Genomic DNA, 19406 nt, shown 5'->3' with positions numbered 1-19406 from the left:
CGGCCTCGACAGCGATAATCGCCATTGCTACTATGCGGATTCCTCTGCTCGCTGAGTCGCCTATGGATACCCAATCCGACAAAGTTACGTTAACGCTGTTCTACGTTGGCAGCTTTGTGGTCTATTACCTCGTTACCATGCTGATTACGCTGTTTCCCAACTACGGCGTGCTGCGTAACGATGGTTTGCTGGTACCGGTGCTCTGCCTGTTCGAATTCGCGGTGATCTACCCGCTCTACCGTTTCTACTGCCAGCGGCGTACTGATATTCCGCTCGGTTATCTGCGCCCTGGTCAGACGCTGCTGTTTATCGGCGCGCTGTTTATTCTGATGGCGGCACAAACGCAGTTTCTGCAACCGGAAGGCTGGCTGGTGGCGCAAACCCAGCAGGGACGCAGCTCGATGCTGATCCTGCTGCTGACGGCGGTGCTGCTGGCACCGGTGTTTGAAGAGGTGTTGTTTCGGGGATTTCTGTTGCAGGGATTTCTGCTGTGGGCGCCGAAAAGCCGCTTCGCCTGCATGTTGCTGACCTCGCTGCTGTTCGCCGCGATGCATACCCAATATGTGCACTGGGAAACCATCGCCGCGCTGACGCTGTTCTCACTGCTGCTCTGCTATGCGCGCCTGCGCAGCAATAGCCTGGCGCTACCGGTGTTTCTGCATACGCTGAATAACCTGATTGCGATTTTACCGGTGTGGTATTACGCGCAATAAATCGCAGCGCATCACCAGGCTACGGCCGACATTGATGCCGACCCTGCGCCCCTGAGGTTACTCTTTTTCCGCTTCGAAGTGGCTTTTGAACTGTTCGTAGATAGAAATCATATTAGAAGCATCGCCGTGCAGCGGGCTGAGTTTTCCCGCGCGCACCAGTTCAATCACCAGTTGCAGGGCGGCTTGTTTTGGGCTGCTGGCCGGATGGGCAATTTCAGTCGACATAATTTATTCACTCATCATTTTTTCAGGGCCGCACAGTTTAGCTCAGATTGCTCTGCTGTTGGGTCACAGCATGGGTATAATCGTTGTATTCGGGCAAAAAAAAGCCGCTCAGGGTGATAACCCGCTCCCGCTGCGTTTAGCTATACTGGATCGTAAAAAAGGAACAAACAGCCACACTTTCCGTACCACCGAAAATGTGAATCAGGAGCCAGATGATGCTGATTGGATTTGTATTGTTAGTGAGCGCGTGCGGACATGATGCCTGTGATGCATTGCCGGTATCGGAACAGATCTATCCAACCAAAGTGGTTTGTGAGCAAATGGCGGCGCGCATTCATAAAGTACGGCCAAAAGTGGTGCTGATTTGCGGTGAAGTTCACCGTTGATTTGCTGCCAGCAGATAAGTCGACTGCGCAAAAAATCGCCAGACGCCATTGCAAGCGCGCCGCTTAACGTCCAAAATATAAGCTGCTTTACACTATTACCGTTGTGAATCCCATGAAAACAACTCGCCCCCGTCGTCCGAACGGACGCTGGGTTTATTACATTTTGTATGATGGCATTCTCTGGCCCTGCCCGGTGCGCTGGGAGTGGGAGAGTGGTTATGGCGGCTGGCTGCCGTTTTACTACTCGCCAACCTTTGAGTTTGTTGTTGGTGACCCACGCAAAGCCTATCGCATTGCGCGCAGCAACGTGCGCGTCGCCCGACCAGACAGCGAATACGCCTGAATCGTCAGACCTGCTGCCACGGCAGCCAGGTGGCGGTGAGCAGATAGTGCACCACCTCCAGCACCAGAATCACCATCAGCAGCACGCCCAGCTTGTGGCGACTGATCCACGCCTTCACGCCCAAATCATTGCTGCCCAGCGAATCAGCAGCAACGCTCCACAGATACACAGCAGCACCAAAACCATTTTCCAGTGTTTTTTTGCAGCCAGATATTTTGCCACGCATCCTCCCAGACGGCCGAAAGCAACGATGCGCCAACTGGCGCATCGTCGATTTTAGCTCTGGTACGCCGTTGAGGCGATCAATTATTCAGCGTGTAGTCGAGAGTGATCTCGGCATTCAGCACCTGAGAAACCGGACATCCGGCTTTGGCTTTCAGAATAATTTCATCGAAGGTGTCTTTATCGATGCCCGGCAGCGAGATGCTGCTGGTGAGTGCAATTTTGGTGATGGCAAACCCTTCGCCTTGCTTGTCCAGCGATACATCCGCGGTGGTATCGATACTTTTCGGCGGATGGCCGGCCTGGCCCAGCATCAGCGACAACGCCATGGAAAAACAGGCCGCATGTGCGGCGCCGATCAACTCTTCCGGGTTGGTCCCCTTCTGCCCTTCAAAGCGGGTGTTGAAGCCATAAGGTTGCTGGTTCAGCACGCCGCTTTCGGTACTTACCGTTCCTTTCCCTTTGATATCACCTTCCCAATGGGCCGATCCTTTCTTGTGAATGGTCATAGCGTTCCTCCGGTTAGACAGACAGGGAGTAAGTATAGACAACGCCACTCACTCTGCCGGATCAGCTCACGGCACGCGGGCGGGCCGGGGCCAGTCCGGCTTCGGACAGCAGCGCATTGGCCTGCACCAGCGAATCACGCGTGATATCCGCGATGGTTTTCGCCCCGGTCAGCGTCATCGCCACCTTCATCTCTTTCTCGATCAGGGTGAGCAAATTTTCCACGCCGCGCTGGCCGTGGGTGGCCAGTGCATAGATAAAAGCCCGTCCCAGCAGCACGCTGTCAGCGCCCAGCGCAATCATGCGCACCACATCCAGTCCGTTGCGGATGCCGCTGTCGGCCAGAATGGTGATATCGCCCTTCACCGCATCGGCGATCGCCGGGAGCGCTCGCGCCGACGATAGCACGCCATCCAGCTGACGACCGCCGTGGTTCGACACCACAATGCCGTCCGCGCCAAAGCGCACCGCATCGCGCGCATCTTCAGCATCGAGAATCCCTTTGATCACCATCGGGCCATCCCAGAACTCACGGATCCACTCCAGATCCTGCCACGAGATCGACGGGTCAAAGTTTTTCGCCAGCCAGCCGATGTAATCTTCCAGCCCGGTAGGTTTGCCGAGATAGGTTGAGATATTGCCAAGATCGTGCGGACGGCCATGCAGGCCCACATCCCACGCCCACTGCGGATGCGTGACCGACTGCCAGTAACGGCGCAGCGGCGCATTTGGGCCGCTCATACCGGAGTGCGCATCACGATAGCGTGCGCCCGGCGTCGGCATATCCACGGTAAACACCAGCGTCGAGCAACCCGCCGCTTTGGCGCGTTCCAGCGCATTGCGCATAAAACCCCGGTCACGCAGCACATACAGCTGGAACCACATCGGGCGATTAATCGCCGGAGCCACTTCTTCAATCGGGCACACCGATACGGTCGACAGGGTAAAGGGGATGCCTTTGAGCGCAGCGGCGCGGGCAGCCTGCACCTCGCCCCGGCGGGCATACATGCCGCACAGGCCAACCGGCGCTAACGCCACCGGCATCGACAGGGTTTCGTTGAACAGTCTGGTTTCAAGGCTGAGATCGGACATGTTCTTCAGCACGCGCTGGCGCAGCGCCACATCGGACAGATCCGACACGTTACGTCGCAGCGTATGTTCCGCGTAGGCGCCGCCGTCGAGATAATGGAACAGGAACGGCGGCAAAATACGTTGCGCCGCGGCGCGGTAGTCACTGGCAGCAGAAATGATCATCAGGGTTTTTCCTTGCGTTTATCCAGGTTATGGCCCGGCAGACGGGTAATCCGCGCCTGTCGCGCTTCATCTTCATGCAGGGTTTTTAGCGTGGTGTGGACGAAGCCGAGGTGGTCCATCGCCGCGAGACGTGCCGCTTCCGCGTTCCCTGCCAGAATGGCGTTCAGCAACGCCAGATGTTGCCCGGTCAGGCGGTCGAAAATCGCCGGTTGGATGTACATCCGCTGGCGGCTTTGCATCACCGAGGATTGCAGCAGATCGAAAAAGCCGCGCATGGTCTGCAACAGCACCACGTTGTGCGAGGCTTCGGCAATGGCGAGGTGAAAGCGCACATCCGCCTGCGCGGCAAGATCGGGATCGTCGCTCTCCTTGAGTTTCAGGGTGGCGTCGAAGGCGTATTGCAGCTTCTCTTTATCCGCCTCGGTGGCGCGTAACGCCGCATACCATGCGGTGCTGGCCTCAATGGCATGGCGCGCTTCAAGAATGTCATAACGATAATCGGGATCGTCAGCCAGCAGCTGGCGAATCGGTTCGACAATACGCTGTTCTGACCACGGCGCCTGTGGCTGACGCAGCCAGGTGCCGCCGCCGCGTCGGCTGATTAACAGGCCGCTGCTGATAAGTTGCTGAATCGCCTCGCGCAATGACGAGCGCGAGACGCCGAGGGTGGCGGCCAGCTGACGCTCGGCAGGCAGACGCATCCCCGGTTGCAGCTGGTGCTCATCAATCCAGGCGCATAGCCGCACCCGCAGCGTATCCGCTAAGCGCGGCGTGTTTTCGATCATGGCAATATCCAGGTTAAGACATAAGTCGGTAGCATCACGAATTGGTCTGACCAAAATTCAGCGCTGCCGAGCTGATGTGTCACATGGTTAATGCATTGTTAAACCGAAGCAACGTTATCAGGGTGACTTTTTCGCGTTATGTGACGCCACCGTAATACCTGGCCACTTTGGTAGGACCAATCAGGCTTCCGGTTGACCAAAAGCCCGACGGTAACTGTGGGGATGGAAGCGCCAGTTCAGCAGGATCAGTCCGAGAGTGACCGTGCCCTGCATCAGCCATACGCTGCTGAAGCTGTGGGTGAAAACATGCAGCTGACCGGCAATAAACGGCATACTGCCCGCGATGATAAACCCCACGCCCTGCATAAAAGCCACCAGCCGCGCCCCGGCTTGTGGGTGCGGCAGATGATCCAGCGCCAGCACCATCGCCAGCGGAAAGGCCGCGCCCAGACCAAAACCCGCAATCGCCGCCCACAGCCAGGGAGCCAGCAGCGGCGCAAACAGAAATCCGCTCATACCCGCCAGCTGGCACACCAGGCTGATAATCAGCTGTGGACGACGATCGGCGCCACGCGCCAGCAGTGGCATCAGCAGCGCGCCCGCCACCTGAAAGGCAATCATCACGCCAAGCAGCGACCCGCCAGCCTGAGCTGACCATCCCAGCTGATGATAGGCATCCGGCAGCCAGGCAACGCAGGTGGCGTAACCGCCATTCACCAGACCAAAGCTCAGCGCCAGCGTCCACGCCCGCTGCCGCCGCCACAGCGACGGCAGCGCGATATGCTGCGCCTGCGCGGCCGGAGGAACGCGTACCCACAGCCAGCAAAGGATCGCCAGCAGCACCGGCAATGCCCAGCCGGTGAGCGCCAGCGACCAGCCAAACTGCGCACTGAGCCACGGCGAAATCGCCGCCCCTAAACCGCCGCCGCCCATCAGCGCGCCCGCCCACAAACCGGTCACCGGCGCGCTTTGCCGGGTGAAGCGCTGACGAATCAGCCCCGGCATCGCCATCTGCACCACGCCAATGCCCAGGCCACCGCACAGCGCGCTCAGCACCAGCAAACGACCGTCGTGGATCAGGCCACGCGCCGCCAGCGCCAGCAGCAGCAAGGTTAAACCCGCCAGCAGCAGGCGGCGCAGCGGCAAACGTTGCATCAGCGGCGCGCTGAGCAGCGCCACCGCGCCCATCATCACCATGGGCACGGCGGGCAGCAACGAGGCCGCCAGCGGTGATAAGCCAATGGTCTGACGCAGCTGGCCGAGCAGCGGGCTGACGGAGGTCAGTAACGGACGCATATTCAGCCCGGCCAGCACCAGGGCGGCGAGCGTCAGTCCGTTGGAATGTCGGGTCATACACAATCCTGTCGGGAAAAGGTTGTCAGGATGACAGCGGCCGTTACTATTTGGAAATGAAATAACACCATAGCGATCAGTGAAAAAATGAATCGTCAGCCGATGTTTACCCCGCAGCAGCTACTGAGCTTCGTGGCGGTGTGCGAAACCGCCAGCTTTACCCGCGCCGCCGACCGGGTGCATTTATCACAATCCACCGTCAGCCAGCAGGTGCGTCGGCTGGAAGAGATGGTGGGCAAAGCGTTGCTGGAACGGACCTCGCATCAGGTCGCCCTCACCGAGGAGGGGGAAAAACTGCTCGGCTACGCGCGCCGCATTATTGCGCTGAACGGCGAAGCGCATGACGTGCTGAGCGACAAATGGCGCGACGGCATTCTGCGCCTCGGCGTACCGGAAGATTTCGCCGCGCCCACCGCCAGCCTGCTGGCTGAGTTTAGCCGCCAGCATCCGCAACTGCGACTGGATGTGATGAGCGGCATGTATGTCGATCTGCACCGCGCCTGGCAGCGCGAAGAACTGGACATCATGCTGATTAAGCAGCCGGGCGGTGAACGTCCGCTGGCGGCGCGGCCGGAGCCGCTGCTGTGGCTCGACAGCGCGGAACATCCCTGCTTCGAACAAACTCCGGTGCCGCTGGTGGTATTTCCCCAGCTCGGACTGTATCGCGAGGAGATGTGTCAAACGCTGGATAACCTCGGCCGCAGCTGGCGCATCAGCTACAGCAGCGCCAGTCTGGTGGCGTTAGCCAGCGCCAGCGCGGCGGGCCTTGGGCTGACGTTGCTGCCCGCCAGCTGTTGTCAGCCCGGCCATCGCGTATTAGGTGAAGCCGAGGGATTGCCGGTTATCAGCCATTTTGAGCTGGCGCTGTTCTGCCGCCAGCCGCAGGACGATCTGCAACAGGCGTTAGCGGCCGCGCTGGTCGATTTTTGCCAGCTGAAAAGGCAGTGATTTTTCCACTGCCAGCCAGTGGCAAATATCGCAGCGCAGCGCGCGGGGTTTTGCCAGATTAGGTTTTTCCCATTTGTCTGGAGCCTCTGATGCCACTCTCTTCCCCCAGCCGTCGTGATTTCCTCAGCCAGGGCGTGCGCTGGACCGCCGCCGGTAGCCTGCTGGCTGCCGGTATCAGCCACGCCAGCCAGCCGATCGCCAGCCAGCCACAGCGCCCGCCCCTGCCGCGCGCCAGCCACTACCAGCTGCTGAATGTGCGGTTGGAGGAGGGGTTTGAACGCGACGGCGCCGAGGTGATCGCCACCCGCACCGCGCTGTACGACATCACCATCAACGCAGGCAGATTTACCGCTATCGACGCCGCAGGCAGCGCACGCAACAGCGCCCTGCCCGGCTGGGATGCGCAGGGTCTGCTGCTGCTGCCGCGCACCCGTGATATGCATATCCACCTGGACAAAACCTTCTATGGCGGCCCGTGGCAGGCGCCGCGTCCACGCCAGGGGAAAACCATTATGGATATGATCGCCCGCGAGCAGGTGCTGATCCCGCAGCTGCTGCCAACCTCGCAGGCGCGCGCTGAAGCCCTGATCGGCCTGTTGCAGAGCAAAGGCAGCACCGAAGCGCGCAGCCACTGCAATATCGATCCGGTCAGCGGCCTGCAAAGCCTCGAACACCTGAAGCTGGCGCTGGCGAATCATCCCGATTTTGACTGTGAAATTGTTGCCTTCCCGCAGCACGGCCTGCTGCATTCGCAGGTGGATAGCCTGATGCGCGAAGCGATGGCGCTGGGAGTGCAGTACGTCGGCGGGCTGGACCCGACCAATGTGGACGGCGCGATGCAGGCTTCGCTGGATGCCATGTTCCAGATCGCCCTCGACTACCAGCGCGGCGTCGATATTCATCTGCATGAAACCTCCCCGGCCGGTGTCGCGGCAATCCAGTACATGGTGGACACCATTGCCCGCAACCCGACGCTAAAAGGCAAGGTGACGCTCAGCCACGGCTTTGCGCTCGGCACGCTGGAGGGCAAGGCGCTGGATCAGATGATCGCCGCCATGGCCGAGCAGCAGATGAGCGTGGCTTCCACCCTTCCGATCGGCAAACTGATCATGCCGCTGCCGCAGTTGCAGGCGGCGGGGATCCGGGTGATGACCGGCACCGACAGCGTGATCGATCACTGGTCGCCTTTTGGCAGCGGCAGTATGCTGGAGAAAGCCAATCTCTATGCTCAGCTGTATCGCGGTTCCGACGAGTTTGGCCTGAGTCGCGCGTTGCATATCGCCACCGGCGGCATCCTGCCGTTGTCCAGTCTGGGCGTTCGCCAGTGGCCTCAGGTGCAGGATGAGGCCAGCATGATGCTGGTACAGGCCAGCTGCTCCGCCGAAGCGGTGGCGCGCATAGCGCCGGTGCGGGCGACCTTCCGCCGCGGCGTCGCGGTGTATGCCGCCTGAAACATAAAAGCCTCCGGGAAGGAGGCTTTATGAACGTAAAGGCATCGACCAACTGCGTCCGACGCCATGCTGGATTGTTACGATAACATCTGAATGGCCAGCGCATACAGGCGCTGGTTTTCTTCGTCGCTGGCAGGCTCTTCTTCCGCGTAACAGGCAATCATGGAACTGACTTTGTCAGATGACAACGTCTCCCCATGGATATGCAGCGTTAATACGGCGCGGCCGACGATTTTCAGAATGTCTTCGTTTTGTCCCTGGACGTAATGACTCAATGAAGTGACCTCTGAAGTTGTTATAATCGCCAAATGGCGCGCTAAATATAAAGCAAAGTAAAGGCGGATTTTAATCGGAATTTCCTGTAACAGATTGCACACATAAGCGCATCATCAGTAAACAGGCAGTAACTTTCGGTAAATTTGCAGCTATCTCCGTATTCGGATTCAACTTTCTGTTCAGAGCGCGCTTTTCCTTACCGGGAAAAATCCTAAAAAACATTAGAATTTCGCGACAGTTGTTGTTGAAAAATACACCAAATATTACCAAATGCTTATTGATTGCTACCGGTGACCACTCAGCAGCGCCGCACGCGATTTACCATTGCCGATACAGGCCCTTTCTGCCAGACTGGCCGCCGCAACTCCGCCCGATATCAGAGACCGTTCCGTGACTGCTTTTTCTACCCTGACGCAACTGCCCGCCAGCCAACTCGACAACCTGCGCGAGATGGGTTTTGACGCCATGACGCCAATCCAGGCCGCCGCCCTGCCCGCCATTTTGCAGGGGCGCGACGTGCGTGCGCAGGCGAAAACCGGCAGCGGTAAAACCGCCGCCTTTGGTATCGGCTTGTTGCAGCGGATCGATAACAGCCAGTTTCACACGCAGGCGCTGGTGCTGTGCCCGACGCGCGAGCTGGCCGACCAGGTCAGCAATGTGCTGCGTCAGCTGGCCCGTTTCACGCGCAATATTAAGATCCTGACGCTGTGCGGCGGCCAGCCAATGAGCGCCCAGCGCGATTCGCTGGTGCACGCCCCGCATATCGTGGTCGGCACGCCGGGCCGTATTCTTGATCATCTGAAGCGCGACAACCTCGATCTCAGCCAGCTGCAAACCCTGGTGCTGGATGAGGCGGATCGGATGCTGGAGATGGGTTTCCGTGACGATATGGAAGCGATCTTTGACTTCACCCCGGCATCACGCCAGACGCTGCTGTTCTCCGCCACCTGGCCTGCCACCATCGCCAGCCTGAGCGAACGCTATCAGCGTGATGCGCTGGCGGTGGCGACCGAAACCGAAGTGGAATTACCGGCCATTGAGCAGCAATTTATTGAAGCCAGCGCCAGCGACCGTATCAATCTGCTGAGCGCATTGCTCAGCCAGCAGCAACCGGCCTCGTGCGTGGTGTTCTGCAACACCAAACGCGAATGCGATGACATTGCTGCCGCGCTCAACGATCGCCAGATCAGCGCGCTGCCGCTGCATGGCGATCTGGAGCAGCGTGATCGTGAACGCGTGCTGATCCGTTTTGCCAACGGCAGCATCCGCGTGCTGATCGCCACCGACGTGGCGGCGCGCGGACTGGACATTAAAGCGCTGGCGATGGTGGTGAACTTCCAGCTGGCGTGGGACCCGGAAGTGCATCTGCACCGCATTGGTCGTACCGGTCGCGCCGGTGAAACCGGTCTGGCGGTAAGCCTGGTGGCGGCGGACGAAATGGCGCGCGCCCATGCGCTGGAAGATTACCTGCAACAGTCACTCAACTGGGTGCCCGCCAGCACGCTGAAAGGCACCGCGGCCAAACCGCTCCCGGCCGCGATGATGACGCTATGTATTGATGGCGGTCGTAAGGCCAAAATCCGCCCCGGTGATATTCTCGGCGCCCTGACCGGTGAAGCCGGTTTCAGCGCTGACAAGATCGGTAAGATCGTACTTACCCCAACCCATGCCTATGTGGCGATTGCCGCGGCACAGGCCAAAACGGCGTTGATCAAGCTGAAAGAAGGCAAGATCAAAGGCAAAAGCGTGCGCGCCATTCTGCTGAAATAACGCTGCTTAGCGTGAGGGCGATCGCGCTCACGCTAAATTTCCACCTTCCGCTCTCTATTTTTTAACCACCCTGCCGATAACTCCATCACGGCGATGCCGCCATGCCCTTAACGTAGCCCTGAGCGAGGCCAGGATGGATAATTTCCAGAAAGAGATCGATGAACGCGCCAACCTGGCGTTATCAAACAAATTCGAACTGTTGTTGTTCCGCCTCGGCTCCGATCAACGGAAAGGCAAATCTGAGCTGTACGGCATTAACGTCTTTAAATTGCGTGAAATCGTCCCTATGCCCAACATCACCCGCGCCGCCGGGATGCAGTCACCGCTGCTGGGTATGGCCAGTATCCGCGATCAGTTTATCCCGGTGATCGATCTGCCTGCGGTAACCGGCTGTACCCCGGAAACCGGCCTTAACCTGCTGCTGGTCACCGAATATGCGCGCAGCACTCAGGCGTTTGCGGTGGAATCGGTGGAGAACATTGTGCGTCTCGACTGGAACCAGGTGCATACCGCCGAAGCGGGTATCGGCAGCCGTAATATCACCAGCATCGCCTGTCTCGATAGCGACGGCGAGAGCAACAATCTGGCGCTGGTGCTGGATGTGGAACAGATTCTGTATGACATCATTCCGTCGGTCCGCGGCGTTGAACCGGGTGAAGAGACGGTGAAAAGCTTCAATCTTAAGCCGGGTCAGGTGGCGATTGTGGCGGAAGACTCGAAAGTGGCGCGTCAGCTGCTGGAGCAGGGTCTGCAAAGCATGGGCATCCCGGCGCTTATGCACAATACCGGGCTGGAAGCGTGGCAGAAAATTAACCAGATGCAGCAGGAAGCTCAGGCGGCCGGCGAGTCGATCCACGACAAAATTGCGCTGGTGCTGACCGATCTTGAGATGCCGGAGATGGATGGCTTTACTCTGACGCGCAACATTAAGCGCGACGACGTGCTGCGCCATATCCCGGTGGTGATCCACTCCTCGCTCTCCGGCAGCGCCAACGAAGATCACGTACGCAAAGTGGGTGCCGATGGGTATGTGGCGAAGTTCGAGATCAACGAATTGTCGAATGTGATTTATCGCGTGCTAGAAGCGAAGCGATAAAACCGAGTTTGCGCCCGCAATGACCGGGGTCGGGATAAATGCCGACCCCGCTATCCTGTGCCTGCTTTGGCCTGGTCGGCATATATGCCGACCCTACGAATCCGCGTATTTATCAATTCCTGTGCGTGCCTCGGCTCGGTCGGCATATATGCCGCCCCTCCGGGCTCGCTTTCCTGTGTCTGCACATGCCTTTTCGTAGGGTGCGCATTAATGCGCACCGGCCAACCGCGCCAGAACATCCCTCAAGAAAACCTTAAGTTTTTAGCGCAGCTTTGTGACATACCTCTAAAAAATTAAAGTAAAAAATTTAACATCCGATAACACATAGCGCTTGCGCGTGCGGTGTCAGGCTGGTCCCGCCGGAGCGAGCAGGCATTTTTTTACTGAAAAAACATCAACCTGATGCAGATACCTCATCTGCTTTTCCGTCCTGAACGCAACACTTTTTGGCATTACGGGGAGAAACCTATGTTGAGCTTTAAGAATATGAAGGTCGGTGTCCGGCTGGGCATCGCCTTTGGCCTGGTCGTGGCGCTGCTGGTGATTGTGGGGATTACCTCCATCAGCAAAATCAGCAACATCAAAAACGGCATCAGCTCGATCGTTGAAGATCGCTATGTGAAAGTCCGGCTGGCTTTTGACGTGCGCGATGGCGTTAACGATCAGATCAAATATCTGCGCGGCATCGTTATCGATACCACGCGTCCGCAGTACAACGTCAAACGCTATCAGCAGCTGGCTGAAGCCACCGATCGCACTAACGCGGCGATGCAGAAAATCGAAGCGATTCAGGTAACAGAAGTCGGTAAGAAGAAGATCGCCGGTCTGCTTGAAGCCAGCCATAAGTTTGAGCAGCAGAAAAATGCGCTGGTGGAGCTGGTGCGCGCCGGTAATGCCGAAGCGGCCAGCAGCTTTGTCCTGCAATCGATCACCCCCACGCAGAACACCTATCTCGATAACGCGAACGCCTTCGCGAATTCACAGTCGGAACAGTTGCAGAAAGAAGGGATTAACATCATCGCGGATGGCTCCACCGCCATTATGGTGACGCTGGTATTCTCCGCCATCGCGATTGTGGCGTCGATTATCCTCGGCTTTATACTGACACGTTCGATTGTCCGCCCGCTGAATGAAGCGGTGGAGATTGCCGGAAAAGTCGCCGCAGGTGATCTCAGCTCGCATATTGAAGTCCGCAGCAAAGATGAAACCGGCGTGCTGATGGGCGCCTTACAGGCCATGAATGACAACCTGCTGACCATCGTTTCTGATGTGCGTGCCGGTTCCGATACCATCGCCGTCGCCTCCAATCAAATCTCCAGCGGCAACCTCGATTTATCCTCCCGTACCGAACAGCAGGCCAGCTCGCTGGAAGAAACGGCTTCCGCCATGGAACAGATGACCTCCACGGTGAAACACAACGCCGACAACGCGCGCGAAGCCAATAAGCTGGTCGCGACCACCTCAGACGTGGCAAAAGAAGGCGGCGAAGTGATGGAACAGGTGATTGAGAAGATGGAAGCCATTGCGCTCTCCTCGAAGAAGATTGTCGATATCATCAGCGTAATTGACTCCATCGCCTTCCAGACCAACATTCTGTCGCTCAATGCGGCGGTGGAAGCGGCGCGTGCCGGTGAACAGGGACGCGGCTTTGCCGTGGTCGCCAGCGAAGTGCGTAACCTGGCGCAGCGCTCAGCCTCGGCAGCGAAAGAGATCAAGGTGCTGATTGAAGATTCCGTGGCGAAAGTGGATGAAGGCAGCCGTCTGGTGTCGCACGCCGGTTCAACCATCGGCGAGGTGGTGAATAGCGTGAAAAGCGTGGCGAACATCATGAGTGAAATCACCATCGCCAGCAGCGAGCAGAGCAGCGGCATCAGTGAAATCAATCTGGCGATTACTCAGATGGAAGCGGTGACGCAGCAGAACGCGGCGCTGGTGCAGGAAGCCTCAGCGGCCTCGCAGGCGTTGCAGGATCAGGCGGAGCGCCTGGCGCAGTCGATGAGCGTGTTTAAAACCGGTCGCAGCATGGAGTTCAATGCTGCGTAAGTTGCACGGTGGCGGGCCATCCGCCACCGTACCCATCAATTCACCAGCGAATAGAAAATCGAAGAGATCGCCAGCAGACCGATAATCACCACAAACACATTGCTGATCTTCCCGCTGAACTGACGCATCGCCGGGACTTTCTGGATGGCATACATCGGCATCAGGAACAGCAGCATCGCAATCACCGGCCCGCCCAGGGTTTCAATCATCCCCAGAATGCTCGGATTCAGCGTTGCCACCAGCCAGGTGGTCAGCAGCATAAACAGCGAGGTGAGACGATTCAGACGCTGCGGCGCAACGCTTTTGCCACGGCTGCGCAGCGATTTAATCACCAGACCATTAAAGCCTTCACGCGCGCCAAGGTAGTGACCGAGGAACGATTTGGTGATCGCCACCATCGCCACAATCGGTCCCAGCCAGGCAATCATCGGCACATTAAAGTGGTTCGCCAGGTAAGACAGAATAGTGATGTTCTGCGCTTTGGCCGCATCAAGATCGGATGGCGACAGGCTGAGGACGCAGCTGAAGACAAAAAACATCACCGTCACCACCATCATCAGATGGGCGCTGGCCAGGATGCGGGAGCACTTCGGCTCCGCACCGGCGCCATATTCTTCGCGTTTCGCGACGGCAAAGGAGGAGATGATGGGGGAATGGTTGAAGGAGAACACCATCACCGGAATTGCCAGCCACAGCGTCATCCAGATATTGCTGTCACCGCTGCCCTGGCTGAATGACAAAGTCTCCAGCGCGGCGCCATGCCAGTGGGGCATCAGGTAACAGGCCAGCAGCATCAGCACCGCCACAAACGGGAACACCAGCACGCTCATCGCTTTGACGATCATCTGCTCGCCAAAACGCACCACCGTCATCATGCCAACAATCAGCACCAGCGAAAGTACCGCGCGCGGCGGCGACACCAGACCCAGCTGGTGCACAATGAAGCTATCGACGGTGTTAGTAATAGCAACGCTGTACATCAGCAGGATGGGAAAAATGGCAAAGAAGTAGAGCAGCGTGATGATCTTACCCGCGCCAGCGCCAAAGTGTTCTTCCACGACTTCGGTGATATCTTCGCCGGGATTTTTTCCAGAGAGCACAAAGCGCGTCAGCGCGCGGTGAGCATAAAACGTCATCGGAAAGGCGAGGATCGCCATGATGATCAGCGGAATCAAACCACCTGCCCCGGCATTAATCGGCAGGAACAGCACGCCTGCGCCAATCGCCGTCCCGTACAGACCCAGCATCCACACGGTGTCACTTTTACGCCAGCCCTTCGCGGGCGCATCACTGGCCTCAAGCGTGCCAGTTTGTGAGGTTTCCATCTGTCTCTCCAGAATTACTCTTGATCAAAAGCGCAGCCGGCAACGGCTGCGAATCATGGCGCGGTTGGCGCGACGACCTTATGCTATACGTTTTTCATCGCCACCAATGGTTTAAACGCAAAAAACCGCGCATTAAGGCGCAACTTACGCGCGACATGCTGCATAAATCATCAATTTATGCACACAACATGCACGCAACCGTTTGCCTGGGGCGCTATTTGACCTGAGACGCAGAGAGAGTGCAAGGAAGAACACGCAGGGAAAAGCAGGAAAATCGCAGGGGAATGGGGAAGGCATGGCAGCCCGGTCGGGCCGCCACGCGGGTAAGCAGGGTAATCCCAGAGGTGGGTCTCCCACGGCAGGCAGCCCTCTTCTGAGCCACAGCAAGACGTGGCATCACGCCCTTAACGGGTGTGAAATAAAAGAGAATCAGAAGAGGACTACGCCGGGGGAAAAAGGGTCAGAATGCGCGCATTCTGTAAAGGGCATAAAGAAAATAGTACGCTGTGATAGTATTCAAATTCATAATCATATACTTCATCTTTTCATTTTTATTCAGCAGGATAAAAATACCTTTTGAGTACCTCCCCCGCTTAATTTCATTAATTTCCCTGGCAATATCGCCGGGTGAAAAGGATGAATGGTACATCGCGGTGACAATTTGCATATCCAGCGCTAATACGCGTTTGGAAATACCTTTCAGGAAATAATCGAGGTTGCTCTCCTTATATTTATCCACGATGGCGTCATACAGGGCCGTCAGTGATTTTTTTCTCACCTTTAGCTCATTGTAATTCACCTTACGTTTGGAGAGAGACCCTTCAACATCTTCGTAGTGATAGGCCGTGCCCGGCATCACCAGGAAGTTGCTGACGCAGCTAAAGAACCGGAGGTTGAACAGCAAATCTTCGCTCATGGAGATCCCCTCCATAAAACGCAGTTCTAAATCCTCAATGATCTGGCGACGATAACATTTGTTATGCAGATAGCCGATGTTGTCGCTCATCTCCAGTTCGCCAAGCACAAAGGGAATGTCTTCATGCTCAAAGAAACCGGCTTGCGAAACTTTGCCAACGCGGTCGTCATGCAGATTCCCGACCATCAGGTCGATGGATTGTGCTGGCCAGGCACCGAGGTTCTGTTTAAAGACCATCAGGAAGTTATCATCCACCCAATCATCGGCATCAAGGAATAATACATATTCACCCCGGCACAGTTGCAGGGCGCTATTACGCGCCGCACTGACGCCAGCATTCATTTGGTGAATAAGGGTAACCTGCGGGTAATGGCGAAACTCTTCCAGTATGTTCTGGCTTAAGTCATTGCTGCCATCATTAACGACCACAATTTCATAATTGCTGAACGTCTGATTTAGCACGCTCAGCAAGGTTCGTTTAATGGTTTTTTGCGAATTATAAACAGGGATGATTACACTAAATAACGGCTTTTTATTCATGATAAACTCTCTTTACTGTCTGAGGTTTTAATATTGCTAAATAACAGCCATAGTTTCCTGGGGTTGAAAAATATTTGATGAATACGCATTACCGGCTGCGCAGGGAAAAAGTAATTAAGCAGCGTAAAGGATAAAAACTCGGTCAATACCACGCTAAACGCGGCACCGGTCAGACCGAAATGCGGCACCAGTAATACCGATGACGCAACACAGATGACTAAAACGACAAAGGTTTTTTTCACCAGATAGCGGTAGCCGTTGTACTTAATAATAAAGCGATCCATCACGCTGCTCAGCACCGCGCACAGGGCGCCAAAGCTGAGAAACAACGTCGGCGCAACGGCATCCAGATACTGCTCGCCGTAGAAGTCGCGAATAAACCAGCCCGACAATAACCAGATAGCGAAAATCACCACCGCAGACACGCCAATCACCAGCAGATGCAGCTTCTGTGCTTTGACAATCGCCTCGTCGGGATCGCGCTCGGCAAAAAACGACGGATAAAATGACGCCAGTAACGCACTGGGTAAAAACACCCAGGCGGTGGATAAGGTCAGGGCGACCGAGAAAATTCCTGCCTCTTTCACCCCGAGAAAATAAGAGACGCTGACCTGATTCACGCGGGTATAGAGCGCCACCGCCACCACCGAAAAGATCAGTGAAATACCCGATGCCACCATATAGCGCGAATACTTCTTCACCTGTTTTAATGCCGGCAACGGCGCATGTTGGTCGAACAGCAGGAAAACGGTCGTCTTGATAACAAAGGGAATCAGCGTCGCCAGCACAATAGGGATCGCCAGATATTTAGGGTCGAGCGAAAAGTACGAAATAAAGAAGCGCACCGTCAGGCTAATCACCAGACCGGTGACGTTGGCCATCACGTTAAGGCGCGCATTGAGCATCGCCTCGTTGTAGATATTCACCAGGTCGATCGATGAAAACAGACAGGCGATGGCGGCAGCACAGATAAATACCAGCGCGTCTGAACTCAACTCTTCCTGCATCACCAGCAGGCCCGCCAGCGACAGCAGGCAGTACAACACCAGCACGAGGAAGAACGTCGACATCATGAGCCGGATACCGGAATGGCGGTTCTGCGAAATACGTTTTAGCAGAATCACATCGCTGCCCATAATGGCGATGGTTTGCACAAACTGAAACACCAGCATCGAGATGGAGATAATGCCAAAGGTGGTTGGTCCCACGTATTTCGCCACATAGGAGGTGACGAAAATCAGACCAAATACCGCAATCAGTTTTTCGGCAATCATCCACAGGGAATTTTTTAATTTGTCTTTCACAACGTAACCTCAGAGGAGATTATTTCTTTGCCAGCTTACGCAGACGCGAAACCAGGCGCGGGCTGAGGAAAAAGAGCGTGAAGTACAGGCTCCAGGGATTTATCATCAGCCCCGATGAGAAATAGGATTTAAAGCTACGGCGATAGAGCGCAATATATTCATCAATAAAAGCGCGACTGAAGCCATCACTATGAATTGCCTTATAAATATAGGATGAGGTCACTTTCAGATAGAGATGGTAATAACAACGATTATGCTGAGCAGATAAAAAATCTTTCATTCCGCTAAACGAGCGCGCAAAGGAGAAATGCTTTTCCTTTAATGACGAGCGCGTGGCGGAGTTCGCCGATTTCACGTAGTGATAAACCACCTCTTTGGTGAAGATCACCTGACGATGTTGTTGCAGGTGGAGGTAATTCATCACGAACAGCAGATCTTCGAAGTTATAAATCTCTTCATTAAAGAGCAGCTGGTGCTCACGAATCACATCGGCGCGAAACACCTTATCGCAAATGCCGTGGCGCGGATTGAAATAAAGCAGCTCGTTAATCGCCGCCGATACGGCCAGCTCACGCGTCTGGGCCGAGGCAGCAGGAAAATCCAGCGGCTGGCCCTGCGGCGTAAAGTGCTGCGACTCCCCGACGACCATGCAGATATCTTGCTGCATCAGACGGATATAGGTCGAAAACGCCGTGGCGGGCAGAAAATCATCGGCATCAACAAAGCAAAGATAGCGGCCCCGCGAAGCGCGAATCCCCTGATTACGCGCCGAGGAGACACCGCCATTGGCTTTATCGATAATCTGAAAGTGCGAACAATGTGAGTAATTTTGCAATAAAGACAGGGAATTATCGGTTGAGCCATCATTAATGAAGATCACTTCAAACCGCGATTCGTCCTGCTGTAGCAGGCTATCAATGCATCTCTCCAGATAAGCTGCGGCGTTATACACCGGCACAATGACGCTCAGCAGAACGTCGTTTACAGGATTTAGCATGTGACCTCTGGACCGTTTAAACCGTATGGAAGGTGAAAAAGCGGGCAGTTCCCGCTGAGAATCCCCCTTTCAGGGGGAAAAAGCCAGCGTCGGGCCAGGCAAGGGTACACTTTACGACTTTTGCCTGGCTGACATTCATCATCGATGAACCCCTGATAACCTGGCCGTCAGGAATAAAACAGGATGCTTGCAGCGGGCTAATCATTTATTTCAGCTTTATTTCGGAGTTTCCTCAGCAAAATAAACACAGGGATAAAATAAAACGTTGCGCATAGCGTTATTAAGAATTTCGCCAGCCATTCAGGACAGGTTAATTATTTTGTTCGGGATGAAAATAACACAGGCTACCGCCCCTGGCTTACAGCTACCAGTGCACTGAAAACGTTTATTCGCAATTTTCTGGCAATAGAAAGCTCGCTGAACTTTTTACGGTTCAGTTAATTTTCAGCCACTTGAAATTCCTGCTATGCACGCGTGGTGGGCAGCAGACAATCTCTATCAACCTGATAATGCGTTGGTTATCTTTACTTTTTTCTGGCTTCATTTCGCCGCCGCATCAGATGCGGATGCGGCAGTGCGGGCTGGTTTTACCGAGATGTCATGCCGGGATGAAAAGGTGCATCTATAGACGGGCCTTCTCATCGATTATCATGACATTAATGATCTTGCTGTATGCCCTGCTCTTTCATTACGTCAGCGAGTGATGTTTTACCCGGCACGGCAGGTGGCGTTAATTCAGCGCGGATATCGTATGCGCGCTGCAACAGGCTCAGAACCTAAAATATGCGATCTAATTCATAACTTTCCCGGCAATCTTACCGGTGGCGGTTATAAGATCAATGGCTGCAAGACCAAAACGGAATTTCCGCAGCGGATTTAAGACCGGAAATTTTATCGACAGATTAGCCGCAATGAATTGAGAATTTGCCGATTGATTAGCATTGCGCAGTGG

The 19406-nt window shown here is 55.8% G+C and carries 19 protein-coding genes; 8 read left to right on the top strand and 11 right to left on the bottom strand.

Translation table 11 applies throughout. From position 1 onward, the window contains the following. Window positions 1–62: 62 nt before the first annotated feature. Complete coding sequence (locus tag AC6I8V_RS04520) at window positions 63–713, top strand: CPBP family intramembrane glutamic endopeptidase (RefSeq protein WP_497844728.1); 651 nt, start codon at window positions 63–65, stop codon at window positions 711–713. Between the two features lie 57 nt (window positions 714–770). On the opposite strand, the gene AC6I8V_RS04515 is transcribed toward AC6I8V_RS04520, so the two are convergent. After that, window positions 771–938 carry a hypothetical protein gene (locus tag AC6I8V_RS04515; RefSeq protein WP_497844727.1) on the bottom strand — a complete coding sequence of 56 codons (168 nt, stop codon included), beginning with the start codon at window positions 936–938 and terminating at the stop codon, window positions 771–773. Between the two features lie 212 nt (window positions 939–1150). On the opposite strand from AC6I8V_RS04515, the gene AC6I8V_RS04510 reads away from it, so the two are divergent. Together AC6I8V_RS04510 and AC6I8V_RS04505 are read left to right on the top strand one after the other, a co-directional pair. Further along, window positions 1151–1324: a hypothetical protein gene (locus AC6I8V_RS04510; protein ID WP_497845902.1), complete on the top strand. Its 174-nt coding sequence runs from the start codon at window positions 1151–1153 to the stop codon at window positions 1322–1324. A gap of 112 nt (window positions 1325–1436) precedes the next feature. Next, window positions 1437–1667, top strand: a complete 231-nt coding sequence (locus tag AC6I8V_RS04505; protein ID WP_497844726.1) for a hypothetical protein — start codon at window positions 1437–1439, stop codon at window positions 1665–1667. A gap of 114 nt (window positions 1668–1781) precedes the next feature. Here the strand turns inward: AC6I8V_RS04505 and yniD are convergent, their stop codons facing one another. The 5 genes from yniD to AC6I8V_RS04480 all read right to left on the bottom strand — a co-directional run bounded on the left by yniD (window position 1782) and on the right by AC6I8V_RS04480 (window position 5788). Further along, window positions 1782–1889, bottom strand: coding sequence for a small membrane protein YniD (yniD, locus tag AC6I8V_RS04500; protein ID WP_223300457.1), 108 nt, complete (start codon window positions 1887–1889; stop codon window positions 1782–1784). Between the two features lie 80 nt (window positions 1890–1969). Further along, window positions 1970–2398, bottom strand: a complete 429-nt coding sequence (locus AC6I8V_RS04495; protein WP_497844725.1) for an OsmC family protein — start codon at window positions 2396–2398, stop codon at window positions 1970–1972. A 61-nt stretch (window positions 2399–2459) separates the two neighbouring features. Continuing rightward, complete coding sequence (gene lldD / locus AC6I8V_RS04490) at window positions 2460–3650, bottom strand: FMN-dependent L-lactate dehydrogenase LldD (RefSeq protein ID WP_497844724.1); 1191 nt, start codon at window positions 3648–3650, stop codon at window positions 2460–2462. Then, complete coding sequence (gene lldR / locus AC6I8V_RS04485) at window positions 3650–4435, bottom strand: transcriptional regulator LldR (RefSeq protein ID WP_497844723.1); 786 nt, start codon at window positions 4433–4435, stop codon at window positions 3650–3652. Before lldR ends, lldD begins: the two co-directional genes overlap by 1 nt. A gap of 180 nt (window positions 4436–4615) precedes the next feature. Then, window positions 4616–5788 (bottom strand): cyanate transporter, encoded by a 1173-nt coding sequence (locus tag AC6I8V_RS04480; RefSeq protein WP_497844722.1) that lies wholly within the window; start codon window positions 5786–5788, stop codon window positions 4616–4618. 87 nt (window positions 5789–5875) lie between these two features. Between AC6I8V_RS04480 and AC6I8V_RS04475 the strand changes: the two genes are divergently transcribed. Together AC6I8V_RS04475 and AC6I8V_RS04470 are read left to right on the top strand one after the other, a co-directional pair. Further along, window positions 5876–6736 (top strand): LysR substrate-binding domain-containing protein, encoded by an 861-nt coding sequence (locus AC6I8V_RS04475; protein ID WP_497844721.1) that lies wholly within the window; start codon window positions 5876–5878, stop codon window positions 6734–6736. Between the two features lie 89 nt (window positions 6737–6825). Further along, window positions 6826–8187, top strand: coding sequence for an amidohydrolase family protein (locus AC6I8V_RS04470; protein ID WP_497844720.1), 1362 nt, complete (start codon window positions 6826–6828; stop codon window positions 8185–8187). Between the two features lie 77 nt (window positions 8188–8264). Here AC6I8V_RS04470 and AC6I8V_RS04465 read toward each other — a convergent pair whose 3' ends face one another. Next, window positions 8265–8462: a hypothetical protein gene (locus AC6I8V_RS04465; RefSeq protein WP_497844719.1), complete on the bottom strand. Its 198-nt coding sequence runs from the start codon at window positions 8460–8462 to the stop codon at window positions 8265–8267. A 391-nt stretch (window positions 8463–8853) separates the two neighbouring features. Between AC6I8V_RS04465 and dbpA the strand changes: the two genes are divergently transcribed. The 3 genes from dbpA (at window position 8854) to AC6I8V_RS04450 (ending at window position 13372) form a co-directional block, all read left to right on the top strand. Further along, a complete protein-coding gene (dbpA, locus tag AC6I8V_RS04460; RefSeq protein ID WP_497844718.1) occupies window positions 8854–10233 on the top strand; it encodes an ATP-dependent RNA helicase DbpA in 1380 nt (459 codons plus the stop codon). A 133-nt stretch (window positions 10234–10366) separates the two neighbouring features. After that, window positions 10367–11329: a chemotaxis protein gene (locus AC6I8V_RS04455; protein ID WP_497844717.1), complete on the top strand. Its 963-nt coding sequence runs from the start codon at window positions 10367–10369 to the stop codon at window positions 11327–11329. Between the two features lie 468 nt (window positions 11330–11797). After that, window positions 11798–13372 (top strand): methyl-accepting chemotaxis protein, encoded by a 1575-nt coding sequence (locus tag AC6I8V_RS04450; RefSeq protein WP_497844716.1) that lies wholly within the window; start codon window positions 11798–11800, stop codon window positions 13370–13372. A gap of 35 nt (window positions 13373–13407) precedes the next feature. Here AC6I8V_RS04450 and AC6I8V_RS04445 read toward each other — a convergent pair whose 3' ends face one another. From AC6I8V_RS04445 to AC6I8V_RS04430, 4 genes are all read right to left on the bottom strand, one after another. After that, window positions 13408–14697, bottom strand: a complete 1290-nt coding sequence (locus AC6I8V_RS04445; RefSeq protein WP_497844715.1) for an HAAAP family serine/threonine permease — start codon at window positions 14695–14697, stop codon at window positions 13408–13410. Window positions 14698–15157: 460 nt separating this feature from the next. Then, entirely contained in the window at window positions 15158–16153 is a 996-nt protein-coding gene (locus AC6I8V_RS04440) for a glycosyltransferase family 2 protein (protein ID WP_497844714.1), read from the bottom strand. Beyond that, window positions 16150–17457 (bottom strand): oligosaccharide flippase family protein, encoded by a 1308-nt coding sequence (locus AC6I8V_RS04435; protein WP_497844713.1) that lies wholly within the window; start codon window positions 17455–17457, stop codon window positions 16150–16152. Before AC6I8V_RS04435 ends, AC6I8V_RS04440 begins: the two co-directional genes overlap by 4 nt. 19 nt (window positions 17458–17476) lie before the next feature. Continuing rightward, window positions 17477–18454, bottom strand: coding sequence for a glycosyltransferase family 2 protein (locus AC6I8V_RS04430; RefSeq protein WP_497844712.1), 978 nt, complete (start codon window positions 18452–18454; stop codon window positions 17477–17479). Between the last annotated feature and the right edge of the window lie 952 nt (window positions 18455–19406).

It is taken from the genome of Pantoea sp. X-Soil-TKNS-1207 (assembly GCF_059730485.1).
This window is presented reverse-complemented; position numbering and strand designations above follow the sequence as displayed.

What these genes read in the sequence shown, in the direction of transcription:
- AC6I8V_RS04520 (WP_497844728.1), top strand. Translation starts at nt 63, where the DNA reads ATGGATACCCAATCCGACAAAGTTACGTTAACGCTGTTCTACGTTGGC.
- AC6I8V_RS04515 (WP_497844727.1), bottom strand. Translation starts at nt 938, where the DNA reads ATGTCGACTGAAATTGCCCATCCGGCCAGCAGCCCAAAACAAGCCGCC.
- AC6I8V_RS04510 (WP_497845902.1), top strand. Translation starts at nt 1,151, where the DNA reads ATGATGCTGATTGGATTTGTATTGTTAGTGAGCGCGTGCGGACATGAT.
- AC6I8V_RS04505 (WP_497844726.1), top strand. Translation starts at nt 1,437, where the DNA reads ATGAAAACAACTCGCCCCCGTCGTCCGAACGGACGCTGGGTTTATTAC.
- AC6I8V_RS04495 (WP_497844725.1), bottom strand. Translation starts at nt 2,398, where the DNA reads ATGACCATTCACAAGAAAGGATCGGCCCATTGGGAAGGTGATATCAAA.
- lldD (WP_497844724.1), bottom strand. Translation starts at nt 3,650, where the DNA reads ATGATCATTTCTGCTGCCAGTGACTACCGCGCCGCGGCGCAACGTATT.
- lldR (WP_497844723.1), bottom strand. Translation starts at nt 4,435, where the DNA reads ATGATCGAAAACACGCCGCGCTTAGCGGATACGCTGCGGGTGCGGCTA.
- AC6I8V_RS04480 (WP_497844722.1), bottom strand. Translation starts at nt 5,788, where the DNA reads ATGACCCGACATTCCAACGGACTGACGCTCGCCGCCCTGGTGCTGGCC.
- AC6I8V_RS04475 (WP_497844721.1), top strand. Translation starts at nt 5,876, where the DNA reads ATGAATCGTCAGCCGATGTTTACCCCGCAGCAGCTACTGAGCTTCGTG.
- AC6I8V_RS04470 (WP_497844720.1), top strand. Translation starts at nt 6,826, where the DNA reads ATGCCACTCTCTTCCCCCAGCCGTCGTGATTTCCTCAGCCAGGGCGTG.
- AC6I8V_RS04455 (WP_497844717.1), top strand. Translation starts at nt 10,367, where the DNA reads ATGGATAATTTCCAGAAAGAGATCGATGAACGCGCCAACCTGGCGTTA.
- AC6I8V_RS04450 (WP_497844716.1), top strand. Translation starts at nt 11,798, where the DNA reads ATGTTGAGCTTTAAGAATATGAAGGTCGGTGTCCGGCTGGGCATCGCC.
- AC6I8V_RS04445 (WP_497844715.1), bottom strand. Translation starts at nt 14,697, where the DNA reads ATGGAAACCTCACAAACTGGCACGCTTGAGGCCAGTGATGCGCCCGCG.
- AC6I8V_RS04440 (WP_497844714.1), bottom strand. Translation starts at nt 16,153, where the DNA reads ATGAATAAAAAGCCGTTATTTAGTGTAATCATCCCTGTTTATAATTCG.
- AC6I8V_RS04430 (WP_497844712.1), bottom strand. Translation starts at nt 18,454, where the DNA reads ATGCTAAATCCTGTAAACGACGTTCTGCTGAGCGTCATTGTGCCGGTG.